The organism is Bacillus sp. PAMC28571 (assembly GCF_014250435.1).
GTDB classification, from domain to species: domain Bacteria; phylum Bacillota; class Bacilli; order Bacillales; family Bacillaceae; genus Bacillus; species Bacillus safensis.
In genome coordinates this window covers 1,140,712-1,164,893 of sequence record NZ_CP060191.1, presented here as the reverse complement: position 1 = coordinate 1,164,893, position 24,182 = coordinate 1,140,712, and the positions used below count along the sequence as shown (strand labels likewise).

General features: G+C 40.5%; 31 protein-coding genes. 7 read left to right on the top strand and 24 right to left on the bottom strand.

The features are described 5' to 3' along the window. Positions 1 to 9: 9 nt before the first annotated feature. Positions 10 to 636: a YknW family membrane protein gene (locus H7F25_RS05735; protein WP_073205018.1), complete on the bottom strand. Its 627-nt coding sequence runs from the start codon at positions 634 to 636 to the stop codon at positions 10 to 12. Positions 637 to 1,152: 516 nt separating this feature from the next. Between H7F25_RS05735 and H7F25_RS05730 the strand changes: the two genes are divergently transcribed. Continuing rightward, positions 1,153 to 1,530 (top strand): Rok-like winged helix domain-containing protein, encoded by a 378-nt coding sequence (locus H7F25_RS05730; RefSeq protein WP_024424734.1) that lies wholly within the window; start codon positions 1,153 to 1,155, stop codon positions 1,528 to 1,530. 47 nt (positions 1,531 to 1,577) lie between these two features. Here the strand turns inward: H7F25_RS05730 and moaD are convergent, their stop codons facing one another. Genes moaD through H7F25_RS05700 form a run of 6 tightly spaced genes read right to left on the bottom strand, consistent with a single transcriptional unit; the run spans position 1,578 to position 5,713 of the window. After that, positions 1,578 to 1,811, bottom strand: coding sequence for a molybdopterin converting factor subunit 1 (gene moaD / locus H7F25_RS05725; RefSeq protein WP_024424733.1), 234 nt, complete (start codon positions 1,809 to 1,811; stop codon positions 1,578 to 1,580). Further along, the gene (locus tag H7F25_RS05720) at positions 1,804 to 2,295 is read right to left on the bottom strand and encodes a molybdenum cofactor biosynthesis protein MoaE (RefSeq protein WP_073205015.1); all 492 of its coding nucleotides are present in this window, start codon (positions 2,293 to 2,295) and stop codon (positions 1,804 to 1,806) included. Before H7F25_RS05720 ends, moaD begins: the two co-directional genes overlap by 8 nt. Then, entirely contained in the window at positions 2,292 to 2,816 is a 525-nt protein-coding gene (gene mobB, locus H7F25_RS05715; protein ID WP_073208298.1) for a molybdopterin-guanine dinucleotide biosynthesis protein B, read from the bottom strand. The genes H7F25_RS05720 and mobB overlap by 4 nt, the downstream gene beginning before the upstream one ends. Next, positions 2,798 to 4,075, bottom strand: coding sequence for a molybdopterin molybdotransferase MoeA (gene glp / locus H7F25_RS05710; RefSeq protein ID WP_185854372.1), 1,278 nt, complete (start codon positions 4,073 to 4,075; stop codon positions 2,798 to 2,800). Before glp ends, mobB begins: the two co-directional genes overlap by 19 nt. A gap of 9 nt (positions 4,076 to 4,084) precedes the next feature. Continuing rightward, positions 4,085 to 5,101 carry a thiazole biosynthesis adenylyltransferase ThiF gene (locus H7F25_RS05705; protein ID WP_185854371.1) on the bottom strand — a complete coding sequence of 339 codons (1,017 nt, stop codon included), beginning with the start codon at positions 5,099 to 5,101 and terminating at the stop codon, positions 4,085 to 4,087. A gap of 30 nt (positions 5,102 to 5,131) precedes the next feature. Next, complete coding sequence (locus H7F25_RS05700) at positions 5,132 to 5,713, bottom strand: molybdenum cofactor guanylyltransferase (RefSeq protein WP_185854370.1); 582 nt, start codon at positions 5,711 to 5,713, stop codon at positions 5,132 to 5,134. Positions 5,714 to 5,798: 85 nt separating this feature from the next. Here H7F25_RS05700 and H7F25_RS05695 point away from each other — a divergent pair, with 85 nt between their 5' ends. Further along, on the top strand, positions 5,799 to 6,716 hold the full coding sequence (locus tag H7F25_RS05695; protein ID WP_034623329.1) for a coiled-coil domain-containing protein: 918 nt from the start codon (positions 5,799 to 5,801) through the stop codon (positions 6,714 to 6,716). A 48-nt stretch (positions 6,717 to 6,764) separates the two neighbouring features. On the opposite strand, the gene rok is transcribed toward H7F25_RS05695, so the two are convergent. The 3 genes from rok to ahpA form a co-directional block, all read right to left on the bottom strand. Continuing rightward, positions 6,765 to 7,337 (bottom strand): transcriptional regulator Rok, encoded by a 573-nt coding sequence (gene rok, locus H7F25_RS05690; RefSeq protein ID WP_024426871.1) that lies wholly within the window; start codon positions 7,335 to 7,337, stop codon positions 6,765 to 6,767. Between the two features lie 480 nt (positions 7,338 to 7,817). After that, positions 7,818 to 8,276: a TlpA family protein disulfide reductase gene (locus H7F25_RS05685; RefSeq protein ID WP_024424727.1), complete on the bottom strand. Its 459-nt coding sequence runs from the start codon at positions 8,274 to 8,276 to the stop codon at positions 7,818 to 7,820. Positions 8,277 to 8,358: 82 nt separating this feature from the next. Continuing rightward, positions 8,359 to 8,901, bottom strand: coding sequence for a biofilm-specific peroxidase AhpA (gene ahpA, locus H7F25_RS05680; protein ID WP_003211758.1), 543 nt, complete (start codon positions 8,899 to 8,901; stop codon positions 8,359 to 8,361). Positions 8,902 to 9,173: 272 nt separating this feature from the next. Between ahpA and H7F25_RS05675 the strand changes: the two genes are divergently transcribed. Next, positions 9,174 to 9,983 carry a mechanosensitive ion channel family protein gene (locus tag H7F25_RS05675; protein WP_024424726.1) on the top strand — a complete coding sequence of 270 codons (810 nt, stop codon included), beginning with the start codon at positions 9,174 to 9,176 and terminating at the stop codon, positions 9,981 to 9,983. Positions 9,984 to 10,005: 22 nt separating this feature from the next. Here H7F25_RS05675 and H7F25_RS05670 read toward each other — a convergent pair whose 3' ends face one another. The 14 genes from H7F25_RS05670 to fadH all read right to left on the bottom strand — a co-directional run bounded on the left by H7F25_RS05670 (position 10,006) and on the right by fadH (position 20,634). Next, a complete protein-coding gene (locus H7F25_RS05670) occupies positions 10,006 to 10,248 on the bottom strand; it encodes a YkuS family protein (protein WP_024424725.1) in 243 nt (80 codons plus the stop codon). A gap of 50 nt (positions 10,249 to 10,298) precedes the next feature. Then, positions 10,299 to 11,429, bottom strand: coding sequence for an N-acetyldiaminopimelate deacetylase (locus H7F25_RS05665; protein ID WP_185854369.1), 1,131 nt, complete (start codon positions 11,427 to 11,429; stop codon positions 10,299 to 10,301). Positions 11,430 to 11,511: 82 nt separating this feature from the next. Next, the gene (gene dapD / locus H7F25_RS05660) at positions 11,512 to 12,222 is read right to left on the bottom strand and encodes a 2,3,4,5-tetrahydropyridine-2,6-dicarboxylate N-acetyltransferase (protein WP_008347987.1); all 711 of its coding nucleotides are present in this window, start codon (positions 12,220 to 12,222) and stop codon (positions 11,512 to 11,514) included. 109 nt (positions 12,223 to 12,331) lie between these two features. Next, on the bottom strand, positions 12,332 to 12,757 hold the full coding sequence (locus H7F25_RS05655; protein WP_047203713.1) for a flavodoxin: 426 nt from the start codon (positions 12,755 to 12,757) through the stop codon (positions 12,332 to 12,334). Between the two features lie 49 nt (positions 12,758 to 12,806). Continuing rightward, a complete protein-coding gene (locus H7F25_RS05650; protein ID WP_103132186.1) occupies positions 12,807 to 13,700 on the bottom strand; it encodes a WD40/YVTN/BNR-like repeat-containing protein in 894 nt (297 codons plus the stop codon). Further along, a complete protein-coding gene (locus H7F25_RS05645) occupies positions 13,690 to 14,166 on the bottom strand; it encodes a flavodoxin (protein ID WP_024426866.1) in 477 nt (158 codons plus the stop codon). Before H7F25_RS05645 ends, H7F25_RS05650 begins: the two co-directional genes overlap by 11 nt. Positions 14,167 to 14,289: 123 nt before the next feature. Continuing rightward, positions 14,290 to 15,171 (bottom strand): transcriptional regulator CcpC, encoded by an 882-nt coding sequence (locus H7F25_RS05640; RefSeq protein ID WP_024424721.1) that lies wholly within the window; start codon positions 15,169 to 15,171, stop codon positions 14,290 to 14,292. Between the two features lie 97 nt (positions 15,172 to 15,268). Beyond that, a complete protein-coding gene (gene cbpB / locus H7F25_RS05635; protein ID WP_039178150.1) occupies positions 15,269 to 15,712 on the bottom strand; it encodes a cyclic-di-AMP-binding protein CbpB in 444 nt (147 codons plus the stop codon). 146 nt (positions 15,713 to 15,858) lie between these two features. After that, positions 15,859 to 16,050: an antirepressor AbbA gene (gene abbA, locus H7F25_RS05630; protein ID WP_003210802.1), complete on the bottom strand. Its 192-nt coding sequence runs from the start codon at positions 16,048 to 16,050 to the stop codon at positions 15,859 to 15,861. 149 nt (positions 16,051 to 16,199) lie between these two features. Beyond that, complete coding sequence (locus H7F25_RS05625) at positions 16,200 to 16,715, bottom strand: ribonuclease H-like YkuK family protein (RefSeq protein WP_185854368.1); 516 nt, start codon at positions 16,713 to 16,715, stop codon at positions 16,200 to 16,202. Between the two features lie 146 nt (positions 16,716 to 16,861). Continuing rightward, positions 16,862 to 17,104 (bottom strand): YkuJ family protein, encoded by a 243-nt coding sequence (locus tag H7F25_RS05620; protein WP_003212254.1) that lies wholly within the window; start codon positions 17,102 to 17,104, stop codon positions 16,862 to 16,864. Positions 17,105 to 17,288: 184 nt separating this feature from the next. Beyond that, entirely contained in the window at positions 17,289 to 18,185 is an 897-nt protein-coding gene (locus tag H7F25_RS05615; RefSeq protein ID WP_024424718.1) for a manganese catalase family protein, read from the bottom strand. Between the two features lie 399 nt (positions 18,186 to 18,584). Continuing rightward, positions 18,585 to 19,805 carry an EAL domain-containing protein gene (locus tag H7F25_RS05610; protein ID WP_024426863.1) on the bottom strand — a complete coding sequence of 407 codons (1,221 nt, stop codon included), beginning with the start codon at positions 19,803 to 19,805 and terminating at the stop codon, positions 18,585 to 18,587. A gap of 64 nt (positions 19,806 to 19,869) precedes the next feature. After that, a complete protein-coding gene (gene fadH, locus H7F25_RS05605; protein ID WP_064498386.1) occupies positions 19,870 to 20,634 on the bottom strand; it encodes a 2,4-dienoyl-CoA reductase in 765 nt (254 codons plus the stop codon). Between the two features lie 138 nt (positions 20,635 to 20,772). On the opposite strand from fadH, the gene H7F25_RS05600 reads away from it, so the two are divergent. The 4 genes from H7F25_RS05600 (at position 20,773) to H7F25_RS05585 (ending at position 24,109) form a co-directional block, all read left to right on the top strand. Continuing rightward, the gene (locus tag H7F25_RS05600) at positions 20,773 to 21,630 is read left to right on the top strand and encodes a metallophosphoesterase (protein ID WP_185854367.1); all 858 of its coding nucleotides are present in this window, start codon (positions 20,773 to 20,775) and stop codon (positions 21,628 to 21,630) included. A 156-nt stretch (positions 21,631 to 21,786) separates the two neighbouring features. Further along, positions 21,787 to 22,284 (top strand): L,D-transpeptidase family protein, encoded by a 498-nt coding sequence (locus H7F25_RS05595; RefSeq protein ID WP_039178139.1) that lies wholly within the window; start codon positions 21,787 to 21,789, stop codon positions 22,282 to 22,284. A gap of 73 nt (positions 22,285 to 22,357) precedes the next feature. After that, complete coding sequence (locus H7F25_RS05590; protein WP_024426859.1) at positions 22,358 to 23,635, top strand: MFS transporter; 1,278 nt, start codon at positions 22,358 to 22,360, stop codon at positions 23,633 to 23,635. 258 nt (positions 23,636 to 23,893) lie between these two features. Beyond that, positions 23,894 to 24,109 (top strand): hypothetical protein, encoded by a 216-nt coding sequence (locus H7F25_RS05585; RefSeq protein ID WP_024424712.1) that lies wholly within the window; start codon positions 23,894 to 23,896, stop codon positions 24,107 to 24,109. The last annotated feature ends 73 nt before the right edge of the window (positions 24,110 to 24,182 follow it).

Sequence of the window (24,182 nt, the reverse complement as noted above, 5' to 3'; positions counted from 1 at the left end):
AAAAACCTTCTACCCCCAGCTTACTGATATGTTAATTGTTGTTCCTATATATTGAAAAATTAACGATAAGATATAAAAAACGCCTATAATCACCCAAGAAATTCTCGGTGATATACGCCCAACTCGAATGAATAAAAAGCCTGTTAAAACAAGATTCCAGATCACAAAAAGATCGATATTGGCTAACACCGCCTGCCATGGACCAGAAATTCGAATGAGCGCGTTTAACGAGGTAACCGTGATGTCTTTTGGAACATGAAAAAGGATGACTGCCAAATGAGAAATAATCGTTCCAATGATCGTAACGGGCGTAATGAACAGGACCGCTGAAAACAGCTGCCGAAATGATGCATCACCTTTCGCTAAAAATACGATGAACTTATATATAGCTGCATTGATGACAATGCCAAATACCAGGCCAATGAGCGTCACCACATAAACAACAGGTACCGGCAAACTTAAATCTGCCCACATTCCCTTATTTACGTGCTCAGACAAATAAGTCACAACGACTGTTAAAATAAGCACACAAGATAAAGGCCACCAAACAACTGGATGTTCCCATACTCTTTTCAGGTGCTCTGATGGTCTTGTGCTCACTCCAATGATCGTAGGTTTTTGCATGTTTTCTTTCATCAAATCTCATCCTCTCTATGTCAAGCAAGTATGCAAACGCACAAGACGCTCTTTTTCTTTCTATTTTATCAAAAGATTGCCAATAAGTGATCAATCATTTAATTTTCTTATTTTCGTTGAGAAAAAATTTTATCTATTATTCTATTTTCACGAATGAAATCCTTCAAATGACCTCATGATCCGACCATATTCATATCAAGAATCGTGCTTTTACTGACTTAAAAACATTTTATTAAGTAAACAATATGTCTTTCGGAATAAATATCCTTTTCTTTTGGATTCGCATGGTCTTACATAGACACAACAATTTTTTGTTAAAATAATCCTAGTAATTTCGGCAAATCCCGGCTTTATAGGACTATGAATGGTTTCTTTTACAGAACAAATAAGTCTTTAGTATCAATACTTTCATATTAAAAAATTAAAAATAAAGGGATTTTACTTGATCAAAAGTTATTTTTTCATATAATGTAAAATAGAGGTAGGTTAAATGATAGTGGAAATGGAGTCAAGTGAATGTTAAGAGAAAAATTGAAAATGCAATTGATTTTACTGTATGAAAAGGAACAAGAAGCATGGCAATACTTTCGAAAGGAAAGAGAATCGATTTATCATGAGCTCAAATTACTTGATATGAAAGAAAGCAGACCTTCTAACGACAAAATATACTACGCTGCAAGATGTGTAGATATTATTAAAGAGAAAAAGGGAAGCATTGTGAGCACAAAAGAATTAAAGGAACAGCTTCAAGCTCAAACAGATTTCAATGTGAGACGAATCAGCGAATTGTATGATCTCATTCAGCAGCTCGATCCTCACATTTCTAAAGCAAGAAGGGGATGTTTTATTTACGAAGATCACACCCAAGCACCTCTACAAACTTTTCACACATAAAAAATTGGTTACAGCCGGGTGGCCATAACCAAATCCTCTAATATCTATTATCCACCACTTACAGGAGGAATGAGTGCAACAGTGTCCCCGCTACGCACTTCAGCATTTCCCCTCGTATATATTTCGTTGACTGCAACCATTACATTTTGTGCAGCATCAACACCATATACCTCCTGTAATTCTATTTTAATCTCATCAACCGTTGTTTGATCTTTTTGAATGATGATTTGTTGTTTACCGGCCTTCTCAGCAAGGCCGGCGAACAATAACACATTAATCATGCTGATCACCTTCTTTCTCTGCAAGTTGAAGATGCCTAGGTTTACCTTCTGGATATGAAACCGTTTCAAGCTGATCACCTATCCAGGCCTCTCCATCTTCCCAATATTCTTTTTTCCAAATAGGAACGATTTCCTTGATTCGTTCAATAGCATATTCATTGGCTTCGTAGGCAGCCTTCCTATGAGGAGACGAAACGGCGATCGCAACAGCAATATCGGTTATCTCAAGTGTTCCAATCCGGTGCACAATCGCTGCTTCAGTGTCAGGCCACCGATTCTTCATTTCTTGTCCAATCTGCCTTAGCATGTTTTCCGCCATTGGTATGTATGCTTCGTAGGTTAAACGCAATGTTTTCTTGCCGTTTGTCCATTCTCTGACCGTCCCGATAAACGTTGTAATGGCTCCTGCCTTTCGTCTTGTCACATGCTGAATCAATTCGTTTACCTCAATCGGCGTTTTTGTTATTTTAAAAAGTTCGCTCAAAACGTGCCGCCTCCCTTCAATAAGTGAAAAGCAAATGTCATCCCGCGCTTATCAAAAGCTGAAAACACAGGAAACGGGTAATTTTCGGTTAATGGATCCTCTTGAGAAAAATAAATAGCTGCTTGTATATTAGAAAGAGTTGAAAGGTCAATAAGCTCCTCTTCATTCTTGACACAAACGATTTTGCGATAAGGCGCCTGTTTGTACCCCTCTATGAGAACAGCGTCTAACGGAAGATGCTGACACATGTTGAGCAGCTGCTCTAACGTGATGTGCTGCATCGAAAAGTGAAATTCACCCTCTCCTTCCACACCTGCGGCATATGCACCTGCCTGAATATATCGATCAGTATCTTTTTCTTTGAAAAGAAGATCTGGTGTCCCGCCATGTCCATGGTGTTTAAAGCAGCCTAGCTTCAGCCCTTCACATTCAGCCAGCTGACAGAGCTTTTCGATCAACGTGGTCTTGCCGCTATTTTGATAACCGACCACCTGTAATATGCTTAATTTGTCATCCAGCATGGAGACCCACCGCCTTTGTGCTGAAACAGCAGAACATCAACTTGATCACCTGCTTGAAAACCTCTTGTTCCCCCAGGCAGCACGATGAAACAGTCAGCCTCTGCAATAGAGGTCACTGCACTTGATTTATCAAGACCTGTTGGAGTCACACTGATCTGACTGCCAGTGAATTGAAGGGCCGCCCTGACAAAACGAGTGAACGGATTGGCTTTTGGAAAATCATGTGTGAGTTTCGCCTCAGCGAAGCCGGGAAACGGATTTTCTTTCCTATACCATTTATAAATGATCGGTTTCACAAATAATTCAAAGCCCACAAAACAGGCAGCAGGGTTTCCGGACAGCCCAAACAGCAATTGACCATTCGGCATTGCAGCCACAGTCGTCACACTTCCAGGTCTCATGGCTACTTTATTAAACAGGACCTTGGCTCCCAGCTTTTCATAAATGGCAGGCAGAAAGTCAAAATCGCCCACTGACACACCGCCTGTTGTGATCAGAATGTCTACCTTGCTCATGGCTGCTTTTACTGCATGATAACTTTTGTCAAAATCATCGGAGACTCCCCCTAAATCAAGCGGCTCAGCTCCGGCCTCAAGTACTTGCGCATAGACCATACTAAGATTACTATTTCTAATCTTGCCGTCCACCATGGCATCACTTACTTGAAGAAGCTCTGTGCCTGTTGAGATAATGCCAATCACCGGTTTTTTGACAACTGGCACTACCGCATATCCGAATGTCGCCAATAGAGCCGTGACGCCAGGAGTGACATCTGTTCCTTTTTTGACCATCACGTTTCCTTTGAGTACTTCTTCTCCTTGACGAGAAATATTGTCTCCCTTTTTCAGCGGTCTTTTCAGTGACATGAATGATTTGCCGCCTTTTTCAAAAGTCTTCGTCAGTTCAATCATGATGACGACATTTGCGCCATTTGGAATTTTTGCTCCTGTCATAATACGAATGGCCTGAAAGGGACCGATGGTTTTTGCTGAGACCATTCCTGCACCAATATGATCAATGACCTCGAATTCAACTGGATGCGCACTTGACGCTTCTTTTGTATCTTCTGCCCGAAGTGCAAAGCCATCATAAGGAGAACGATCAAATGCCGGAACATCATGGTCTGCCAAAATATCTTCTGCAATAAACCGTCCAAGGCTGTCCTTTAAAGGGACCCATTCTATTTCTCCATGTTTTTCGTATTGGTGAACTTTCTTTATGGCCTCTTCTACTGGTATTGGCTGCCGTCTTTCCATCACACTTCACTCCTATATCCCTAGCAGTCTTGCTAGTAATGAATTGGCTTCTTTTTCATCATTTGTCCCATGGATTAATGCACGTCCCCCTTTGAAACAGACCATTCGGTAGTTTTCGTAGCGTACATGGATTAAGAAGTCGTTTACTTCCACCTCACATATAGATGAGAGCCGCTCTTTTATATGCTGAAATGATAGTTTTGCTAAATCCTTTGATACAATTTGAACGGTGTCACGTCCGCAAAGGACCGTCGATTTTTTACGCTGATCATGTAAATAAGGATAGGTCCTTGCCGTGCCGCAAGTTGGACAGGTCTTCTCTTTAGTGCGAGATAAATCCATTTTAAATGATGTAGACTGCCAAAGATCAAACGTGACAAATTTCCGCTCGATTTGCTCTTCATGACCAGTTAAATATTTGAGTGCCTCTGTTTGCTGATAAGCAGAAACCATTTGAACGGCAGGTGAAATAACCCCCGCTGTATCGCACGTCAAGCCGCCAACAGGCATTGCCGTGAACACACATGATAAACATGGCGTTTTATCCGGCAATATGGTCATATACATCCCCTGACTGCTCACACAAGCGCCATATATCCACGGCGTCTTCGTTTCTAGTGATAAATCATTCATCACCATTCTTGTCTCAAAATTATCTGTTGCATCAATGACGATATCTGCTCTCTGGAATAACGGCCTTAACAGCTCCGCCCCTGCATCTTCAATCAGGGCGTGTATCGTCACTTCATGATTGATCTGCTCGAGACGTTTTTTTGCTGCTGCTGCTTTTGGCACATGTGCGTTTGCATCATGTTCCGTGTACAGCTGCTGCCGCTGTAAATTTGAAAATTCCACATAATCACGATCGACAATCGTAAGCGTACCGATGCCAGACCGAACAAGCCCTTCCGCAGAGGCGGTACCAAGAGCACCGGCTCCAACGATCAGAACATGACTTTCAGCCAGCGCATGCTGTCCTTTTTCCCCAACCGGAGGGAACAAGATTTGTCTTGAATATCGATCATTCAATGCTGTTCTCTCCTCACCGTTTTTTATGTATCATATCATACCGTTTTCAGGTAAATCGCTTCTTTTATTGATATTACGAAATTCGTTTGATGTCACGTTCAGTTCTTCCTCTGAAACGATGCGCACTTGAAGCTTTTGAAGCAAGTCCTTGACGGCAAATTGATTCTCTTTTAAACACGCACGAATAAAAGGCAGAGAGCGGCGGTGATAAAGCGCAAACAAAGGCTGTAATCTGCCCTGAACAAGCGGGATAATGGCATCTGTGTGCTCACTGCAATAGGACGATAATACTTTCGCCGTTTCCTTTCGTATGAAAGGCATGTCACATGCCGTTACTAAATACCATTCTGCCTCTTGCTTTTGCATCGCCGTATATATGCCGGCAAGCGGTCCGCATCCGCGCACCTCTTCATCATCTAACCACACACTTTGTTCACCTCTTGCTTTGAAAAAAGGAAGAAGCGACGGATGGCTGATGATAACCGTCTGCCCTTCTAAAAGCTGCTCTTTCACATGCTCATATAATGGTTTCCCTTGATACATATGACTTGCCTTTGGCTCTCCAAAGCGTCTGGAAGCGCCTCCAGCTAAAATGACATTCACTACGTGCATCCTCTAAGTCCTCCTTTGATATGGTTGTTCTAATCGCACTCCTTTCGCATACTTTATTGGTAACATGAATAAGGAGGGTCTATCGATGAACAGGCGCCATGCTTCTCCCCTATTCCATGATTTATCTCAAGAGAATTTATACTTAAAAGCTGAAACTGCCAAATATCAACAAATGATCTCTGATTTACAGTCCTCATATACGTATTCTAAAAATAAGAAGTTAACTCAAGAATATCATGAGATGAAAAAGGATTTCACGCAATTAAAACAACAATTGGATGAAATGACCAATGATCAACACGATGCTGCCTCAAAAATACAGGAACTCTCCTACAGCAAATCAGAATTATTACATAAAATTGTTCTTCTCCATGAGATGCTGCAAAAGGAAACCTATCATAGAAGAAAAGAAACCGAAGAAAAACACAGGCTGCATTTGAAAGTTGTCAAATATAAGGAAATCTCTCAACAATTAAATGAGCGGATAGAGGATCAAGATAAACAGCTTGCAAAAGAGGAGAAAAAAGGAAATACTTTATCCGCAGTGATTGAGAAGCTGCAGCAAACATTGAGCGATAAAAATGCAGAGTTTCATGTATTACAGGAAGGAGTCAGACACCTTCAAGAGCGTTTTTATGAAACACAAGAGAAATTGCTGCAAATAGAAAAAGCAAAAGAAGCGATTTTTTACGAAACGCTCACAAGCTATCAAAAACAGTTAGCAGAAAGCGAAGAATGGATCGCCTCACATTTTGCTGATATTGACCAGTCAGCAAAAACAAATGCACAGCCATTCTCACGAGACCGCATCCTGCAAACGACAGAAGAAATCGAACCGATCTTGAAGAAACTCAACGAACAAGTTCAAACACTTCAGGAACACGTTGATGCAGTGCAGCGTAATGGAGAGGTCATGACAGTCAAAATCGACAGCTTCAAAAAACAGCGTGATCACCTGCCCAAGGAACGCAAAATTGTCTATACAGTTGATCAAAAGAAGTAATTCTCGAAATAAAAAACTGCTGGCTTTTACGCCCAGCAGTTTTTTATTTTATTCGTCTTCTGTTTGAATGTCGCCTTCTAAAATATACTGTCCACGATAAGGCTTCTTCACTTCAGGGTACATTTTAATTAAGCTTTGCATAAACGTTGTCATATTTGGGATTTCAAGACCGCTCTCTTTTTCGATCTCTTTTTGAAGTTCTGAGCTTTTAATCGCTGCATTATGACGTTTTAACGTTTTAATCGCAGCTTCACGAAGCTTCGCTGCCTTAGAGCCAGGACGAGCTGTGCCTCTTCTGCGTCTTGTCGATCCTTCAGGAATACCTACAGGTGCACCGTTTAGCTGTCCTGTTCCTAAAGATGATGATTGTGGTTGTGCCGGCTGCTGGTAGCTTCTCATTTCTTGCGCAGCAAGCTCAGCTAATACAGGCAGTGAATCCGTCTTTCTCTCTGTACGTACTTCTTTTTTTGTATCTGACACTAGACCTGTTCCTTGACGGTCTAATTCTCTTAATTTTGCATAAATCGCATCTCGCTCAATTTGATATTCACGGATGACCTTTACTTCTGCCTCGTTTAATTGTTCCAATCGTAAACGTAACGCTTCCCTCTCATTAAACAATGGATTTCCCCCTCATCATATAAAAAATATTCTATAGTAAATATTAGATTAGAAAACTAATTTTATCAACTATTTTTTTATCATTTTACAGTTTGCTAACAGATAGGTATTTTCAACTAAAATTTTGCCAAAGAGGAAAAATCGGCACCCATTTCATTGCCACTATAGGCTTTTGACAAACCTTAAAATATTGTAAAAAAATTGAATAAACGCTTATACTACTTGATTTATATAGTTATTTACCTAACTGAAATTTCTTTTGTGCAAAAACGTTCTGAATAGTAAAAAGTTAAAATCTTTACATTTTCATTTCAAAACAAAAATGTAAATAGGTCGTTATACCTTTTTGTTTCAGGGATATTTTTTAATAAACTCCCTCATTTTCTCTTTTCTTAGGAATAACACCTACATAAAAACTCATCCGAAGCCATATGCTTCCTATTTTTGCCCATGAAAAAACCCCCATTTATGGGGGAAAGCTTATTCTGCAGCCTTTTCAGACTCAGAAAGCACTCGATTGACACGTTTTTCAAGCATTTTCATTCCGCTTCCGCCGGCTTGGAAGTGGCGCAAAGCACCTGTTTTATCAAATACATAATATGCCGGTACATATTCGTTTTCAAAGGCTTCTGTTAAGTGATGATCACTGTCCACAAAGATTGGCTGCGTGATTTCATGCTCTTTCGCAACTTCTTTGATTTTTTCTAGATCTAGGTCATCCTCTGAACGAGGCATATGAACTGCCACAACGTTTAGTTGATCCTTGTATTCATCACGGAATTGATTGACTTGAGGCATTGCCTCTTTACAAAGATGACAGCTGACTGACCAGAAATGAATCAATGTTGGTTTGTCACCAATCAAATCTTCTTTTGTTACTTCTCCATTTAACCATTCTTTTGCACCAGTTAGTTCTGGCATTGGTTGACGTAATTTCATTATGAAGCGCCTCCATCCATTGTATGTGTCGAAACAAAAAGGTCTAACATCAGTTAGACCCTCCTGTTTCTTCAGCTATCAATTAAAGTGTTTTTTGACCCGGTTTCCAGTTCGCTGGGCAAAGTCCACCAGTTTGTAATGCTTGAAGAACACGTAATGTCTCATCTACATCACGACCGATGTTGTTGTGGAATACTGTTTGATATTGAAGTTCGCCTTCTGGGTTAATGATGAATAAACCGCGAAGAGCAATCCCTTCTTCTTCAATTAAAACGCCGTATTCTCTAGATACTGTGTGGTTAGTATCAGCAGCTAACGGGTATTTTAATTCACCTAGACCATTATCTTTACGGTCTGTATTGATCCAAGCAAGATGCGTGTGGATTGTATCAGTAGATACACCAATGATTTCTGCATCTAAATCTTCGAACTCGTCATAACGATCGCTCATTGCTGTAATTTCAGTTGGGCAAACAAATGTGAAATCCATTGGATAGAAGAAAAGAACTGTCCATTTGTCATTCTTCATGTTTTCCTCTAAACTTACTTTACCAAATTCCTTGTTAGCAAGTACTGCTTCCATTTCAAAACGTGGAGCTTGTTTTCCTACAAAACGCTCTGCCATATGTAAATCCCTCCAAAAAATAATATCTTTTATACAGTCTTCTTAGCTGTATATAAAATGAGAATCAAAACTTAAAATTCTCATTTAGTTAATAACTTCACAATTACAATTATAATACTTATGCGATTTTTAGTCAATATTAATTAATAATAAATTTAATTAACGATTTGTCACAATTCCTGCTCTACTTATCAAAAGTTTAACATGACTTGCATAAGGGAACAAATGATTAGCTTCTCTTTTAGAGCATACATAGAAAGGTTTTGAAGATTATGAGAGCATTTCAACAAGTAGATTGGGTTTCCATTATCCTCAATAGCAGTATGATTTTGCTAAAACTAGTCGCCATTTTTGCCATTTACTTTATCATCAGAGCCATAGGAAACAAGATGATTAAGCGCGCCTATTCAACATTCGCTGAAAAGCATGAAGTCTCTTTATCAAGAGCTCAGACACTGCAAAGTTTGACATTAAATATTTTCGCCTACTTATTGATTTTTATTCTAGTTGTGATGATCCTCGACTTATTTCATTATAACCCGACCGCTTTGCTGGCAGGTGCGGGCGTTGTGGGACTTGCGATCGGTTTTGGCGCTCAAGGGTTAGTGAGTGATATTGTGACCGGATTCTTCATATTATTGGAAAAACAATTTGATGTAGGAGAATATATAACGGTCGCGGGCTTTGATGGGATTGTCGAACAAATTGGCCTAAGAACCACGCAGCTTCGAAGCTTTGACGGCACCCTTCATTTCATTCCAAATCGCAGCATACTGAATGTGAGCAATCATTCAAGAGGGACGATGCAGGCACTCGTTGATATTGAGCTGTCACCGGATGAAAATGTGGATCAGATGATCACAGCCCTCCAAGCTGCCTGTGATGAGGTGCGGGAGGAAACTCCGCAAATTATCGAAGGTCCTCAAGTTGTCGGCGTAGAGGCGTTCGGTTCCTCTTCCCTTGTGCTGCGCATCATAGCGAAAACTGAAACAATGGAGCAATGGCGAGTGGAACGAATCTTGCGCAAAAAAATGAAAGAAGTACTCGATATAGAAAAAGAGCAAAAAGAACCGGGATCATAATCTACCGGTTCTTTTTCTTGTTTTATTGAACACGCTGTTCTACTTCTTGACAAATTTCATCAGCCGTCATACCTGATGCTGTAATAACAGATGCCTTTGTTGTTGTGTCTGAAATGCCAAGAACATTTGAATCTAGTCCTGTGACGACATAACAGTCACACTGATCCATTTGCTGTTCATTTTGAATACGTACGACATCATACCCTTTTTGCTTCAATAGTTCTTCTACATCGGATAAAGATTGTTCTACACCAATTCTTGTCATAATCAAGAACACCTCCTGTTCATAAGGTGTACAGGAGGCAGCTCGATTATTCATTCGCCAGCTTGCTTTTTAAAATAAGCCGTCATGACTTTCACAGCTGTTTCAATCGCGTTTTCATCAGGCTGGAGCTTTGCATGGTGCAGGCCGTATTCTGAATCGACCCCTAACCAAAACATGAAGCCGGGATACTTTTTCAGCATGTACCCAAAATCTTCTCCTGTCATGGCTTCTCTGCATTCAATCACATTTGCTAGCCCTTCTTCGGCTACATATGACATAAATTCCTCAGTCAAATCCTTTGAATTGTCCACTTCGTAATAAGATGAAGGATATCGAACGGTTGCCTTGCATTCGTAGCCAATTTCAATGCCTTTTGCCAATGCTTCAATTCTCTTTCTCACCTTGTCCATAGACTCTGGGGATAGTGTGCGAATGGTACCGTCAAGCTTTGCATGCTGCGCAATAATATTTTGAGCCGTTCCACCGGTAATTGTGCCGACTGTAATGACCGCACTATCAAGGGGGTCGACATTACGCGAAATAACCGATTGCAGCTGACCTACAAGTGCACTTGCAGCAACAACCATATCATTGGCTAAATGAGGATATGCAGCGTGTCCGCCTTTTCCTTCAAGCTCAATCACAAGCTCACTCGTATTGGCAAATAACAAACCAGGCTTCGTAGCAATTGTTCCAACAGGATATTCAGGTGCGATATGCAGCGCTGTAATAAAGTCTGGCGTCCATTTTTTCAATACATCACTTGTAAGCATCGGTTCAGCTCCGCCTGGACCTTCTTCTGCCGGCTGGAAGATAAATAATACGTCTTCTTTGATCGGTTCATGGACGAAATGATCAATGATACCAAGCGCAATGGTCATATGAAGGTCATGTCCACATGCATGCATCTTTCCTTCATGCACAGATTCAAATGGATACCCTGTTTCCTCAGGAATAGACAGACCGTCCATATCTGCACGATAAGCAAATACGCGCGTTGGATTTGTTCCCTTCACTTTCACAAAAAGCCCAGTACGCCACGTTTCAATCTCAACTCGATCTTTTGAATAGGTATTAAGGTGCTGAATGAGATACGCTTGTGTTTTAAATTCTTGGAAACCAAGCTCAGGGATTTGGTGTAAATCTCTTCGAATGGATATTAATTGCTCACGATTTAACAAGTGAACTCACTTCCTTTCTTCTATACGAATAAGACGTGGATATCTCATCCACGTCTTTGTCTTCAGCTGCGAATTATATGAATTAAAGCTGACGCAGTTCTTGTTTGATTTCAGTCTTACCTTTTGTTTTCTCATCAATGTCTTTGATTTTCTTAGCAGGTGTACCTGCTACAACTGTGTAAGGCTCTACATCGTTTACAACGATTGCACCAGCAGCTACTACTGCACCTTTACCAATTGTCACGCCTTCTAGAACAACAGCATTCGCACCGATGACAACGTCATCTTCTACAACAACTGGTTTAGCAGACGGCGGCTCAATGACACCTGCAAGAACAGATCCAGCACCGATATGACAGTTCTTACCTACTGTCGCACGGCCGCCAAGCACCACGTTCATGTCAATCATCGTACCTTCGCCGATCACAGAACCGATATTAATAGAAGCACCCATCATAATGACTGCATTATCACCGATTTCAACTTGGTCACGAATGATTGCCCCTGGCTCAATACGGGCTTTAATGTTTTTCAAATCTAACATCGGAATTGCAGAGTTGCGGCGGTCATTTTCCACGACAACATCTTCAATTTTATCTTTGTTAGATGCTAGCGCTTCTTGAATTTCGCTCCACTCACCGAAAACAACTCCAGTGTTTCCTGTGATGAATGTTTTTGCATGTTCACCAAACTCAATACCTTCTAAGTCACCTTTGATATAGACTTTGACAGGTGTTGATTTTGTACTATTTTGAATAAATGAAATAATTTCATTAGCGTCCATTTGTTTCATGTATGTATGTCCTCCTCTTAATTTATACTTCATTACTGTACCAAAGGAGTGTTTTAATGACAAGTGAAAGAGTCATCTCCGCAATGGAAAATAAAACAAGCGGGACCGATTATCCCGCTTCTTGCTGGTGAAGCTGAACAAATTGTTTGCCAAAAGATATTAATTCGTCTTCTTCCTCCCCTTCTGGATTCAGCTCAATCTTAACTGAGGGCAGGACAATGTCACCGCCAAGCTCCTTCACTTTTTCTTCAATTAGGTCAACAGCTCCGCAAAAATGTTCGTAAGATGTATCGCCAGAACCAAATACTGCAAATGCTTTTCCCGTTAAATCAAGCTCTTCCATTTCTTCATATAAATCAATAAAATCATCCGGAAGATCGCCATCTCCCCAAGTATACGCACCTAACATAATGTGCGAGTAATCATTGAGCAGCTCGGCATCAATATCCATCGCTTCATGCCGGTCTACGCTGGCTCCTGCTTCCGTTATACCTTTTTCAATTAAATCTGCCATCGCTTCTGTATTTCCAGACATCGTGGCATATACCAATAAAACCTTTTCTGTCACTTTTTCTTCCTCCTTATCAATGAATCAATGCAGGCTCCTCATATGGCCTGACAAACTTACTTTCATATAAACCCGCACAGAAAAAGTTTTCGTTTTGATTGGCTACACGAAAACCATGTCCTTTGATCGTATCAAACCATTTGAGCTCTTTTTGCTCAATATCAAGCTGATACACTTTAGAAAATCCGTGTTCGTCTTGTGAGGTGGTCACATACACAATGCCATTATCCTCTGACACATCCAAAAATGATTCTTCTCTAGCAAAGGCCTGTGATTGAATATCATGCAGAATATTTGTATGTAAATCTAAAATTTGAACAGATCCTTTTTTGCCTTTTTTTGAACCTAACGCACAAACAAGAAGATGTTCATGACAGAGCAGCATAGAAGCCGTCATTCGGTGCTCCTCTCTGTTTAGAAGAAAAATCTGTTCACTTTGCAAGTCATACACCCATATTCCACCGTGAACCTCATGAATCTGTGTTCCAATATAAAGATGGTCACCTGTAGCACATAAAGAACGAATGACCGGCGGATGATTCACATGAGCAAATGGCTTCATAATTTCCCAGGAAATTCCGAAATCATTTGACACATAGATACTATGTTTTCCATGCGCACACACAAATCCATCTTTGCGTCCTGTAATAGACCAAACGACTGCATTTGTTGGGAATGAAGATAACGCCCATGTACTGCCTTCATCTCCTGATCTAATCACTGTACCATTTTCACCAACACCGAATAAATAAGGGCCAATATAGCTGATCGCATGGATTTTATGCTTGAGCTTAAACAGCTGCTGCCATCCGCTCTCCACACTATAGTGAAAAATACCTTCACGTTTTACAGCAACAAAATATCCACCGCTTTTAGATGCTGCAACGGCTGTTGCTCCTTTATGAAACATGATTTTCAACTCGTTTCTCAGATAAAGCAGCCCACGTTAAAAAGCTCGCAGCAAATTCCTGACAGCACGCCACATCTTCATCTGTATCCGGTGCAAGCTCCATTTTTAATGTTTCAGGAAAAACAGATGCACCCGTTGATTTCAGCATGTCATGGAATGTATGGACAGCCTCGCAAAACTTCGGATAGCTGTAATCACCCGATCCAAAGACAGCTGCTTTGATGTGGCTAAGTTCAAGAGTAGAGACCTCTTCATAAAAATCCTCTGCTTCATAAGGCAAATCTCCATCACCCCATGTATAAGAACCAATGAATACGTAATCGTATGAGGAAAGGTCTTCTGCATTCGTATCATCAAATTCCATCATCTCTGTATCGATCCCTTTTCCTTCAAGTGTTTGCTTTAAGATCGCTGCCATATCTTCCGTATTTCCAGACATACTCGCAAATGCAATTAGTGCTTTCATCTATCGGTCACCTCATCTAAATGATAATCATTTTCAATTATTATATGTACACTTTAAATGATAATGATTTTCATTGTCAAATGATTTCATAAAAAAAAGTACCTCCCTATTCCAAGAAGGTACTTACACGGCATCATTCTCAAGCATTTCTTTAACCACACCGACAAATGCTTGTACCTGTTTTAACTGAAAAGACGCTTCATAGCCTAGCAGCCATGTGTCACGGCCAATTTGCTCTCCGTTCACATCAACAAGCGGTGTTTTATAAACACTTTTTTCGTGGTCATATAAGGTAACAGAAGGCAAAATGGCGTAGCCGATGCCGTGGTAGGCCATTTGTTTACATGTTTCAATTTGGTCTACTAAAATCGTCTGCTTTGGAGACACTTTAAACTTTTGGTGCCACCAGTGCTGGATTTCCTGATAATACGTGCTGTCGCTTTTAAATTGGATAAATGGCCGCTCTGTCTTGATTAATTCATCTACGTCCTTGATCACGGAATCGACTAAATATAAATGATCTGTCATCAAGTATTCCTTTGTCCCCTTCCAATCGGGGTTACCGCGAATGATTCCTATGTGCACGTGATCTTCATACAAGCTTTTGAGCATTTCACTGCTCCAGCCAGTAACGAGTGATACTTTGGCATTTGGATATTTTTCAACATACCGTTTTAACACCTTTGGCAGCCAGTGCTGTCCAATAATCGACGCCACCGCAAGCTTGAGTGTACCGTGAATGTCACCCTCAAGTTCATCAATTCGCTCTCTCACTCGATCCTGTTCAACCGTCACCTCTTTTGCAAATTGAATAATCTGTTCACCTGCCGAGGTCACAGTCAGCCCCTTTTGTGAACGAAAAAAGATTTTGGTTCCCCATTCCTTTTCGATCGTTTGCAATCTTTGTGATAATGCAGGCTGAGAGACAAAGAGCCGTTCCGAAGCCTTCCTCATATTCAATTCTTCACTTAGCACAACAAGCATATGTAACTCCTGAAGCTGCATGGGCGTCCCCTTTCTCTCTATAAGTTTTTCTTATTCCATATGCTCATTATATAAATTTTAACTTATGAAGGCAAAAAAAAATAAGCTGGGCTGCAGCTCATTTTTTCGCGGAATGAATGACCTCATTTAAGCGCTTTAATACAACTCGTCGAGTAAAAATGCCTTCAAAGACTTGCTCCTCATTTACTACACAAACAAATCCATTATTCGTCACAGCGTGAACGCCTTTTATTACAGGATCTGTCGTTTTGAGTCTCGGAATATCTTTCAGCATAACCTCTTCGACCTTCAACTGGTCGAGCTTCTCAAATTCGATTCGTTCTAAACCGAAGATTTTATCCATAATCATATTCGTTCCAATTAACCCGTGTAAATGATAAGAAGCGTCTAATACCGGAATGGCTGTATATCCTGTTTTGGTTAGGACCAATAGGGCATGCTCAAGGTTATTGCCAATTTGAACATGTGCGACTTTATCTGCATCAATCATATGCTCGGCTACTGTGGACTCAAGCAATTGAGTCGGCTCTATCTCTATCATGTTTCTTCGACCCCTTTTCTCTCAATCATCAATCATACATTCCCCATTACGATTAAGCATAAACTAAAACGAATTTTGTCGAAAGATTTTTTCTGCATAAAAAAGATACTCAGCCCCCGAGTATCTAATAGAATGTTAAACCAATATTAATTCTCAAACCTTACTCTGTCATACAATGTGATCAATTGCTTATACGTATTGTCGTCGACATTTTTTGTTCCACATTCTATATCATTGATCTCACTGCTTAGTAATTCGACAGCATATTCCTGATTCAGCAATACGTTTAATAATAGCTTTTTCTCTTCTTCATTAAAACGATTTTCGATGACGCTCATTCAACATCAGGCCCCCTGTTTCATATATGCTTTTATATTGATTAGCAGGCTTTTGAATGTCTGCTTCCTCTCTATACAGCTAGAATAAGGAACTAGAATCGAATCGTCAACCGCACGTTTCGACAAGGTTTGGAGAAAAATGACGGAATTTATTTTGTGTATCGATTGGCATAGCAAAATGCTGCATATGAGTCGGGTTTTATTTTTGCTTCAATTCCCATAGCTGTGATCATTCCGGTCATTTCCTGGATCAGCTCTTTCGTACTTCCTTTTTTGCCAATATCCAGATGGGCTTCAAAACGAAGGTCTGCCCCTTCCTCAGCAAACGGAAGAAGCAAATCCATCAGTTCTGTTAAAGGCCCCTCAAGGATGTCTGCACATACCTTTTGGCTAAACGCTGTCTCTAATGAAATTTTTTCTATAAGACTTTGCACGGGTCTTTCAATCACTTGTTGTGTGAGGCAGCCCCAAGCTCCTTTGCCAATCCGGTGGAGATGAATTGCAGTCATAAATGTTGTGACATTTTGATTGACCTGAGAGTCCGTACCAATTGATAACACATAGGCGGATCTAGGGTCTTTTCGAATAAAGTCTTTCATTCTCATGACGACATCAGAAAACGCTAAACGATCTTCAGAAAGATTGTAGAAAAAAGAATCACTCACAGAAAGGAACTCCTTTTTAATGGTCTCTTATCCGAAAAATGCGCTGATTGATCATCTTCCATTTGTACATATCATCTATGATGATCCATGTATGCTGCCGCAATAAACGAAGGAATCCTCAGAAAAAACATTTCATACGATTCAGCTTAGGATTGTAGAAGCTCAAAAATCTCAATCGAAATCATATCAATGTTGTCAAATGGGAAAGTGTTTGGCTTATCCCCTTGTTGAAAAACAGTCAATTCAAACGTTTGATTCTTTTCGAAATACTTAACACTACAGATTTTCTCACCGTTCACTTCGAAATAACGCTGTGCCGGCTCGTTTGCAGCTTCTGCTGTCTCTTGAAGACTTTGCAGCCTTGTAATGATACCCATTAATTGTGACATTCTAAAAAAAGACTCCTTTCAAAAAAACAACTCAAGATGAACCCGTATTGATTATACACAAGTCCTACAAAGCATCATACCATAAAGTGTTCTCAGATGATATTTTTCCTCTTGAATTCAAAAAAAGAAAAAGAATCTGTTTTTTTAGTTTGAGTCTTTTTTCTCATCTCATGCACCATGATTTTTATAAACCAGCAGATCTCATCAGTCGTTTCGCAATTTCATCAAAATCCTCTTTTGATATGCCTGGAGCAAACTCTTCCGGTAATTCTCTATAATCTGGCACAGGTGCACCTTGCGGGGTGCCCTCAATGACTGTCAGCGGTTTTCCATCAATCGGGTGGCTGCCTTTCCAAATTTTATTGATATCCTTGTAGTCCGTATCACTAAATGTATACAGCTTTGTATGAACATTCTGATCTTCAAATTTTCTCGCTGAATCAAAGTATTTGTTATCAAGATTTGGGATTGGCAGCATCTTCCCTACATCTACTCCTGTAGCGACTTCTAGTGCCTTTGCATATGCCACAATATGCACGCCGCCCCTGACAAGTAAATAACCGATCATCTCTCTTGCTGTAGGGTGGTCCGTCATTTCATATACACGCATTTTGTGCGTACGTGCTCCGCATTCAAGGAAGAAATTATGAAGGAGGTCAAGAATCAGGTTGCCGCTTGAGAACACATTCTCTCCTGTCCAAGGTTTTGCCATTGAATCAAACGGATAGCCTGTTTGGGCTGTTTGAATAAAATGCTGTGTATTTCGTTTATCGACAGCTGCCTTCATCGGCGTCGTATCTGGGTCCCCGCCATGGGTGGTTCCTGTAATCATGAGATTGATGGCTGTGGTCACAAGCTCAACATGACCGAATTCTTCAGCTGTAATACTGGATACGAGGTCATAAAACGGTTTGAGTTTTCGTTTCCCTCTAAAGTTAAAGGATTGAAACATGTAATTATTTAATGTGGACATTTCACCGAATTTTCCGCCGAGTAATTCTTGCACAGCAGCGGCACCATTTGCATCTGGGTGATCTGGTCTTGGCAAATCAATGAGCAGCCGCGTGTCACGTTTGATCATGATGTTTCCCTCCTACTGTCTAACTATCATCACTTAAGATGTATGGAGGGTTTGGGCTGTCCTATGCATGAAGGGAAAGATTGAAGCACAAAAAAAACTTGGCGGGGGTAGCGCCAAGTTTTTTGGATCTTGATCTGATAGAGGGGTTGGGGAACAGAGAGTAGCTTCTCTCTATAACTAAATGATAATGATTATCAGTTTCATTGTCAACCATTTTTTATTTCTTTTTTCTATCAAAAAAAGCAGCCTTCAAGGCTGCCTTTTGTTTACATTTCAGTGTGATAGAAAACTTTTGAAGTCTAGGAAGGACGAGTACCGGAGCGGAGCGAATTATACATTCGCGAGCACTAGCACATAGGACTGACAACGAATGAGAGGGTTTGTCTTCACGCCGCATCTTCAAATTAATCCATCTTGCTCATATAAATAAGCATACGGAAGGTCTATAAACAAATACATATCTCCCTCTAAAGGATAAGAAAACGTACGTATCCTCTCACCGGTTTCTAAATCACTGTAAATATCGCTGAAAAATCCTTTTCCGCTAATTCTCATTTGAAGAATATTTGCTAGGAAATAAGGACGCCAGCTCCAGTTTTTTTCTATATACTCCGGCTGAAACAGCCATTCTTCTTCTTTTTTGAACACATTTCCAGTGATTTGAAAGCCTTCTTCATTACACATATAAATCCGGAAGCTGCAATCTGTTAGTTCGAGTGCCAGCTTTTGAATGAGCTCATCATTTGTACTGCACGATTTCTTTAAAGTCGTAACAGCTTGATGAATTCGTTTATAGAATGTTTCAGAATGTTCGTAGACCGCTTGCAGCTTCTTTTTCTCATGAGCAATAAATTGCTGGAATTCTTCTCTAAGCTGATCTTTTCGGTGGCTTCGGTCGATTAATTCTCCTGCAGGCTCATGAAGATAGAACCCTTGAAAATATCTCCCGCCATTTCTCCAAGCATACTGCAGCTGGAAATTTGCTTCAATATCCTCATAAATTAAGGCTGCTCCTATTTTTCTTGCAAGCAATGAAATGCTGTACAAGACATATTCATAGGAAGGAGATGGAGCCGATGCCTTTAATGCCTGTAAATCTATTTTTAATAAATCGGGTGAAAGCAAGGCAATCCGGTCAAGATTACTGCTTTCTTTTCCTATATTTGAGACAGCGATTTTAATCCCATATGTACGATAATACGTTAACGTATGGTATAGCTGTTCAATGTCGCCGCTAAACGTATGCTCTGCAAACTCAATAACAAACCGGTTAAGCTGAATGCCCCGTGCTTCATATTCCTTTAAAAGTTCTAAAAAGCTTTCTCCATGATCCAGCATGAGGATATTGGCATCATGATTAATAAAAATGAGCAAATCGTCATCTGCAGTTGTGAAGAGATCAAGTGCTTGAGTCAATACTTTGTGATCTACTTCCAATTTATATTCGTCAGGAATAGATGAATCCGTAAAGAAGGAGCCTAGGCTGACCGTTTCTGACTCAAGCTTCATTCTTCCTAGAATCTCATAGCCTATCACTTTTTGCTCTTCCGCACTGAATATTGCTTGATAGTGCGGGAAAACATCTTCAATATTCGTTAAAATATCCAATGGATCGACCATTTTCATCACCTGCTTCTCTCTTTGTGTGATTATACCACATCAAAAGCAGGTCTTACATCGTCAATCAAAATGGTGATTGGTTGAGCCATTGTCCCCCATCCATCGTGATACAATCTCCATTTATATAAGACGCATGCTCAGACAATAAAAAGCTCGCAAGCGCTGCAATTTCCTCAGGTGTGCCCAGTCTGCCAAGAGGAACACTATCTAATGTTCTTTGCGCTGCCTCTTCAGATTCCCATAGTTTATCTGCTCCGCCTGTTCTCTCAATTGGACCTGGTGCGATCGCATTGACGCGAATTCGATATTGCTTCCCCCATTCCACAGCAAGCGTTCGAGTGAGAGACAACACGCCGGCCTTTGCTGCCGCCGAATGCGCCACGCCTACACCAGCACCCCATGCATAGGTAGCCACCATGTTAAGGATACTTCCCCTTTTCTTTTGCCGAATCCAGTAATTGCCCACTGCATGGCTGCAAAAGAATGTACCATTTAACACAATATCAATCACAGCTTTCCAGCCGTTAGGAGACAGCTTTTCTGCTGGCACTAAAAAATTTCCTGCTGCGTTGTTAATGAGGGCATCGACATCACCAAATGTATCCACCGCAAACTTGACCATTTGGTCAGCATCCTCTGGGTTTCGCACATCCATTTGGAAGTAAGCGACTGCTCCGCCCTTCTGCTTCATTTCTTTTGCCGTCTTTTCCAGCGTCTCTTCCGTTCTACCAGTAATCACAACATTCCAGCCTTCAGCTGCCAAATGGGCAGCCATTGCCTTCCCCATACCGCTTGATCCCCCTGTCACAATCACTGTTTGCTTCGTCATTTGTTCTCCCCCTTTGTATGATTTGAATGACTATTCATTCATTATTGTCTATCATATCATGATTGACCCTCGGTGCACCATATGGGAGATTATCCAAATATGATGCTATACTTAATTTTATTTATAAAGGAGTCTTATATGAAGCAGCTTTCCCGCAGACAATTTTTAAAAGGAGCAGCTGGTGCTAGTATTCTCGGGTTTTTGGCTACAAGTTGTGGATATGGATATGCCAGGTACATTGAGCCGCGCATGATCGATACCGTGTCACTGACCATTCGAGATACTCAGCTTCCAGCTTCATTTGACCAGTTTAAAATAGCCCAATTTAGTGACGTTCATTTGAGTGATACATTTCCTGCGAAGGACCTAGAAGCCATCGTTCAGAAAATCAATGCTGCATCTCCAGATCTCATTGTGTTCACAGGTGATCTCGTTGATTTTCAAGCATCCACCCAAGAGCATGAAAAAGCGAAGACTTATTTGAATAAGCTTCATGCTCCGTTCGGTAAACTCGCCATCTACGGAAATCATGACTACGGACCATTTGGCGTGGAGCTTTATGAGAAAACAATGGAGGCTTGTGGATTTACATTATGTAAAAATGATGTGTTTCTATTAGAAAAAGATCATGCACATATTCAGATTGCTGCACTGGATGACCTTATGATGAGCGTGCCTGATTACGATTTGATCAAACGGGAAGTATCATCTGATTTATTTACGTTGCTGCTCGTCCATGAGCCTGATGCAGCATTAGAGCTGAAAACAACACCTATTAACTTGCAGCTTTCCGGGCATACGCATGGCGGTCAAGTGCAGCTGCCTTTCTATGGACCGATTCTCACAGCACCTTACGGCCGTACATATGTAGAAGGTTTATACGAAAGCGATCAGCACCGCATCTATGTCAACCGTGGACTTGGGACAACACGTCTCCCGCTTCGGTTTTTAGCCAAGCCAGAGTTAACCTTTTTTACCTTTACATCTCGTGTATAAATAGAAGCCAAACCGCCCTCTCCTGCATATGTATAATCAAAGTTCTTTCTCATGACAAATGTTAGGAGAAACCTTACTGGGCCTGATTCCGTCCATATAGTATGTCAAGTGACGGCATCATGGCTTCTTTTATTTGAGTAAAAGGAGTGTACTTTGGTGCTGCGATATACGGTGAAAAGAGGAGAAACTCTTGCTTCTATAGCGCTTGATTTTCGAACAACAACAGATGCCTTAAAGGCTGCAAATCCGTCACTTCAAGCTCGCGAGCCCGAACAAAATGAGGTCATCATCATACCTGGTTTGCCAGATCCTAATACGATCCCATACCGCATCTTTGTTTCGATTTCAACGAAACGCCTCGTTTTGTTTTCTGGATCACAACTTATTCGTTCGTATCCGATTGCAACAGGGAAAATTTTAAATATGACACCGACAGGTTCTTATTATATTGTCAACAGACAGCCAAACCCAGGAGGTCCCTTTGGCGCTTATTGGCTGAGCCTCTCAAAAATTCATTACGGCATTCACGGTACGAATAACCCGTCTTCAATTGGTAAAGCTGTTTCTAGAGGATGCATTCGCATGTATAATCAGAATGTCATCGAGCTTGCTTCACTCGTTCCAAACGGAACACCTGTGACCATTAGCCAGTAGATGAAATCAATTGTACGAATGGTTAAAATTTTATATGATATAAAGTGGGATCTTCAGGTTAAGGAGCGTATTTATGGATATTTTTAAAAACAGAAATTTTGTTCGTCTCTTTTTTGCGGCACTTGCTTCGCAAATGGGGACAACAGTAGGCAATATGGCGTTTGCCTTTTATTTGCTCGACCATTTTAGTCATCAGCCCGCATACGCCACATTGGCTGAACTTATGTATTCTCTTCCTACCGTCTTTGTCTTTTTTATGGTCGGTGTGGTCGCAGACCGTTTTGATCGTAAAAAAGTCGCAGAGAACTGTGATTGGATACGAGCTGGGCTGACGATTGTATTATTCATCGTTATTTATTTTAATTCACTGCCACTTATTTTCTTGATCTTGTTTATTCGAAGTGCCATTACGAAGTTCTTCTATCCAGCTGAAGCTTCTCTCGTTCAGGCGATTTTAAATAAAGATCAATATGCAAAAGCCGCTGGCTTAAATCAAATGCTGTTTAGTTTATTTATGGTATTTGGCGTTGGACTTGGTGCCATTATGTATAAGACGATTGGACTTCACGGTGCCATTACAATTGATTTGGTCAGCTTTATTATTTCAGGCATCCTGATTCGTTCATGTAACATTCCAATTGAAGCGCGTCAGCCAAATGGACAAGCTGGCTGGAGAGGCATGACCATCAAAACGTCTCTGAAAGATTTTAAAGAAGGCATCCTGTATATTTTAAAAAATAAATTATTGGCTTCTTTAATTTTTGGCTTTTTTGTTTTCGGTCTAGTCAATGGTGCATTTGCCGTTCTTCCGATGTTTACAATGAAATATGGACTTTCACCAGACCATTTTGAACTGCATACATCCTTTTTTACCATTGCGATCGGTGCAGGCTTGCTCGTTGGAAGCTTAATGGGCTCTGTCCTCGCTAAAAAGGTAAAGATGCAATATCTCATGTCGATTCCAATTTTGGTCGCAGGTATTTTGATTTTTGTCCTTGGTTCTACCCATACCTTATGGTTGTTTTATGTCACGTCATTTGTCATTGGTACATGCATTGGCCCAGTCAACATTGTCATTGGCGGCTGGCTGCCTAGAATCGTCCACCCACGCCTGATGGGCCGTGTGTCAGGATGGGTTGATCCGCTTACTATGTTTGCTCAATCGATGACATTAGGTCTGATTGCTGTATTATTTCCAAAACTCATCACAAATGTTTCTTATATTTATTACGGAATGGGCTTTATTATTTTACTCGTCTTCCTTTTTTACTTCATTACACTGCCAAAGTTCAGCAGAGAAGCTGCCGACTTAGACGTGCAGCGTGAACTAAAGGGTCAGGGAGTTCAATAAGTAAATAGCAAAAGGACTTTCTTTTCAGGAAAGTCCTTTTTGCATGGCTGAAACATCCTTCATTTCATTTCCTCTGCCCATAGAATCTGCTTGAAGCATGCATAAATAAATCACATTTACCTCGCTTTACTCCCCCCTCCATCCATTTAGCACCTCTCGTTTTGTTTTGTTGATCCATTTTTTCTTGTTTTTCACAATAAAATTCCTTTACATCATTAAACGTTTTATAGTAGGATAGTCAGGTTGGAGGTGAAGGAAATGCTAAAAAGTTACTATTTTATTCATACAAAGAATGAACAGGGACAGTTTGTTGTACATACAGAAGATTGTGCATTTTTAGGTGATGCTGCAAGCCGTACATTGATTGGCATGCATATGAATGGGGAAAGCGCCATGGGCGAAGCCAAACAAATGACAAATGAAACGGACTTTAATGGTTGTTTTTATTGCGCTTATTCTATTCATACAAAATAATTCATCTGCTTACATCATATAAAAAATATCATTTGAGAAACTACCCATTTTAATAAATAGGTAGTTATCATGA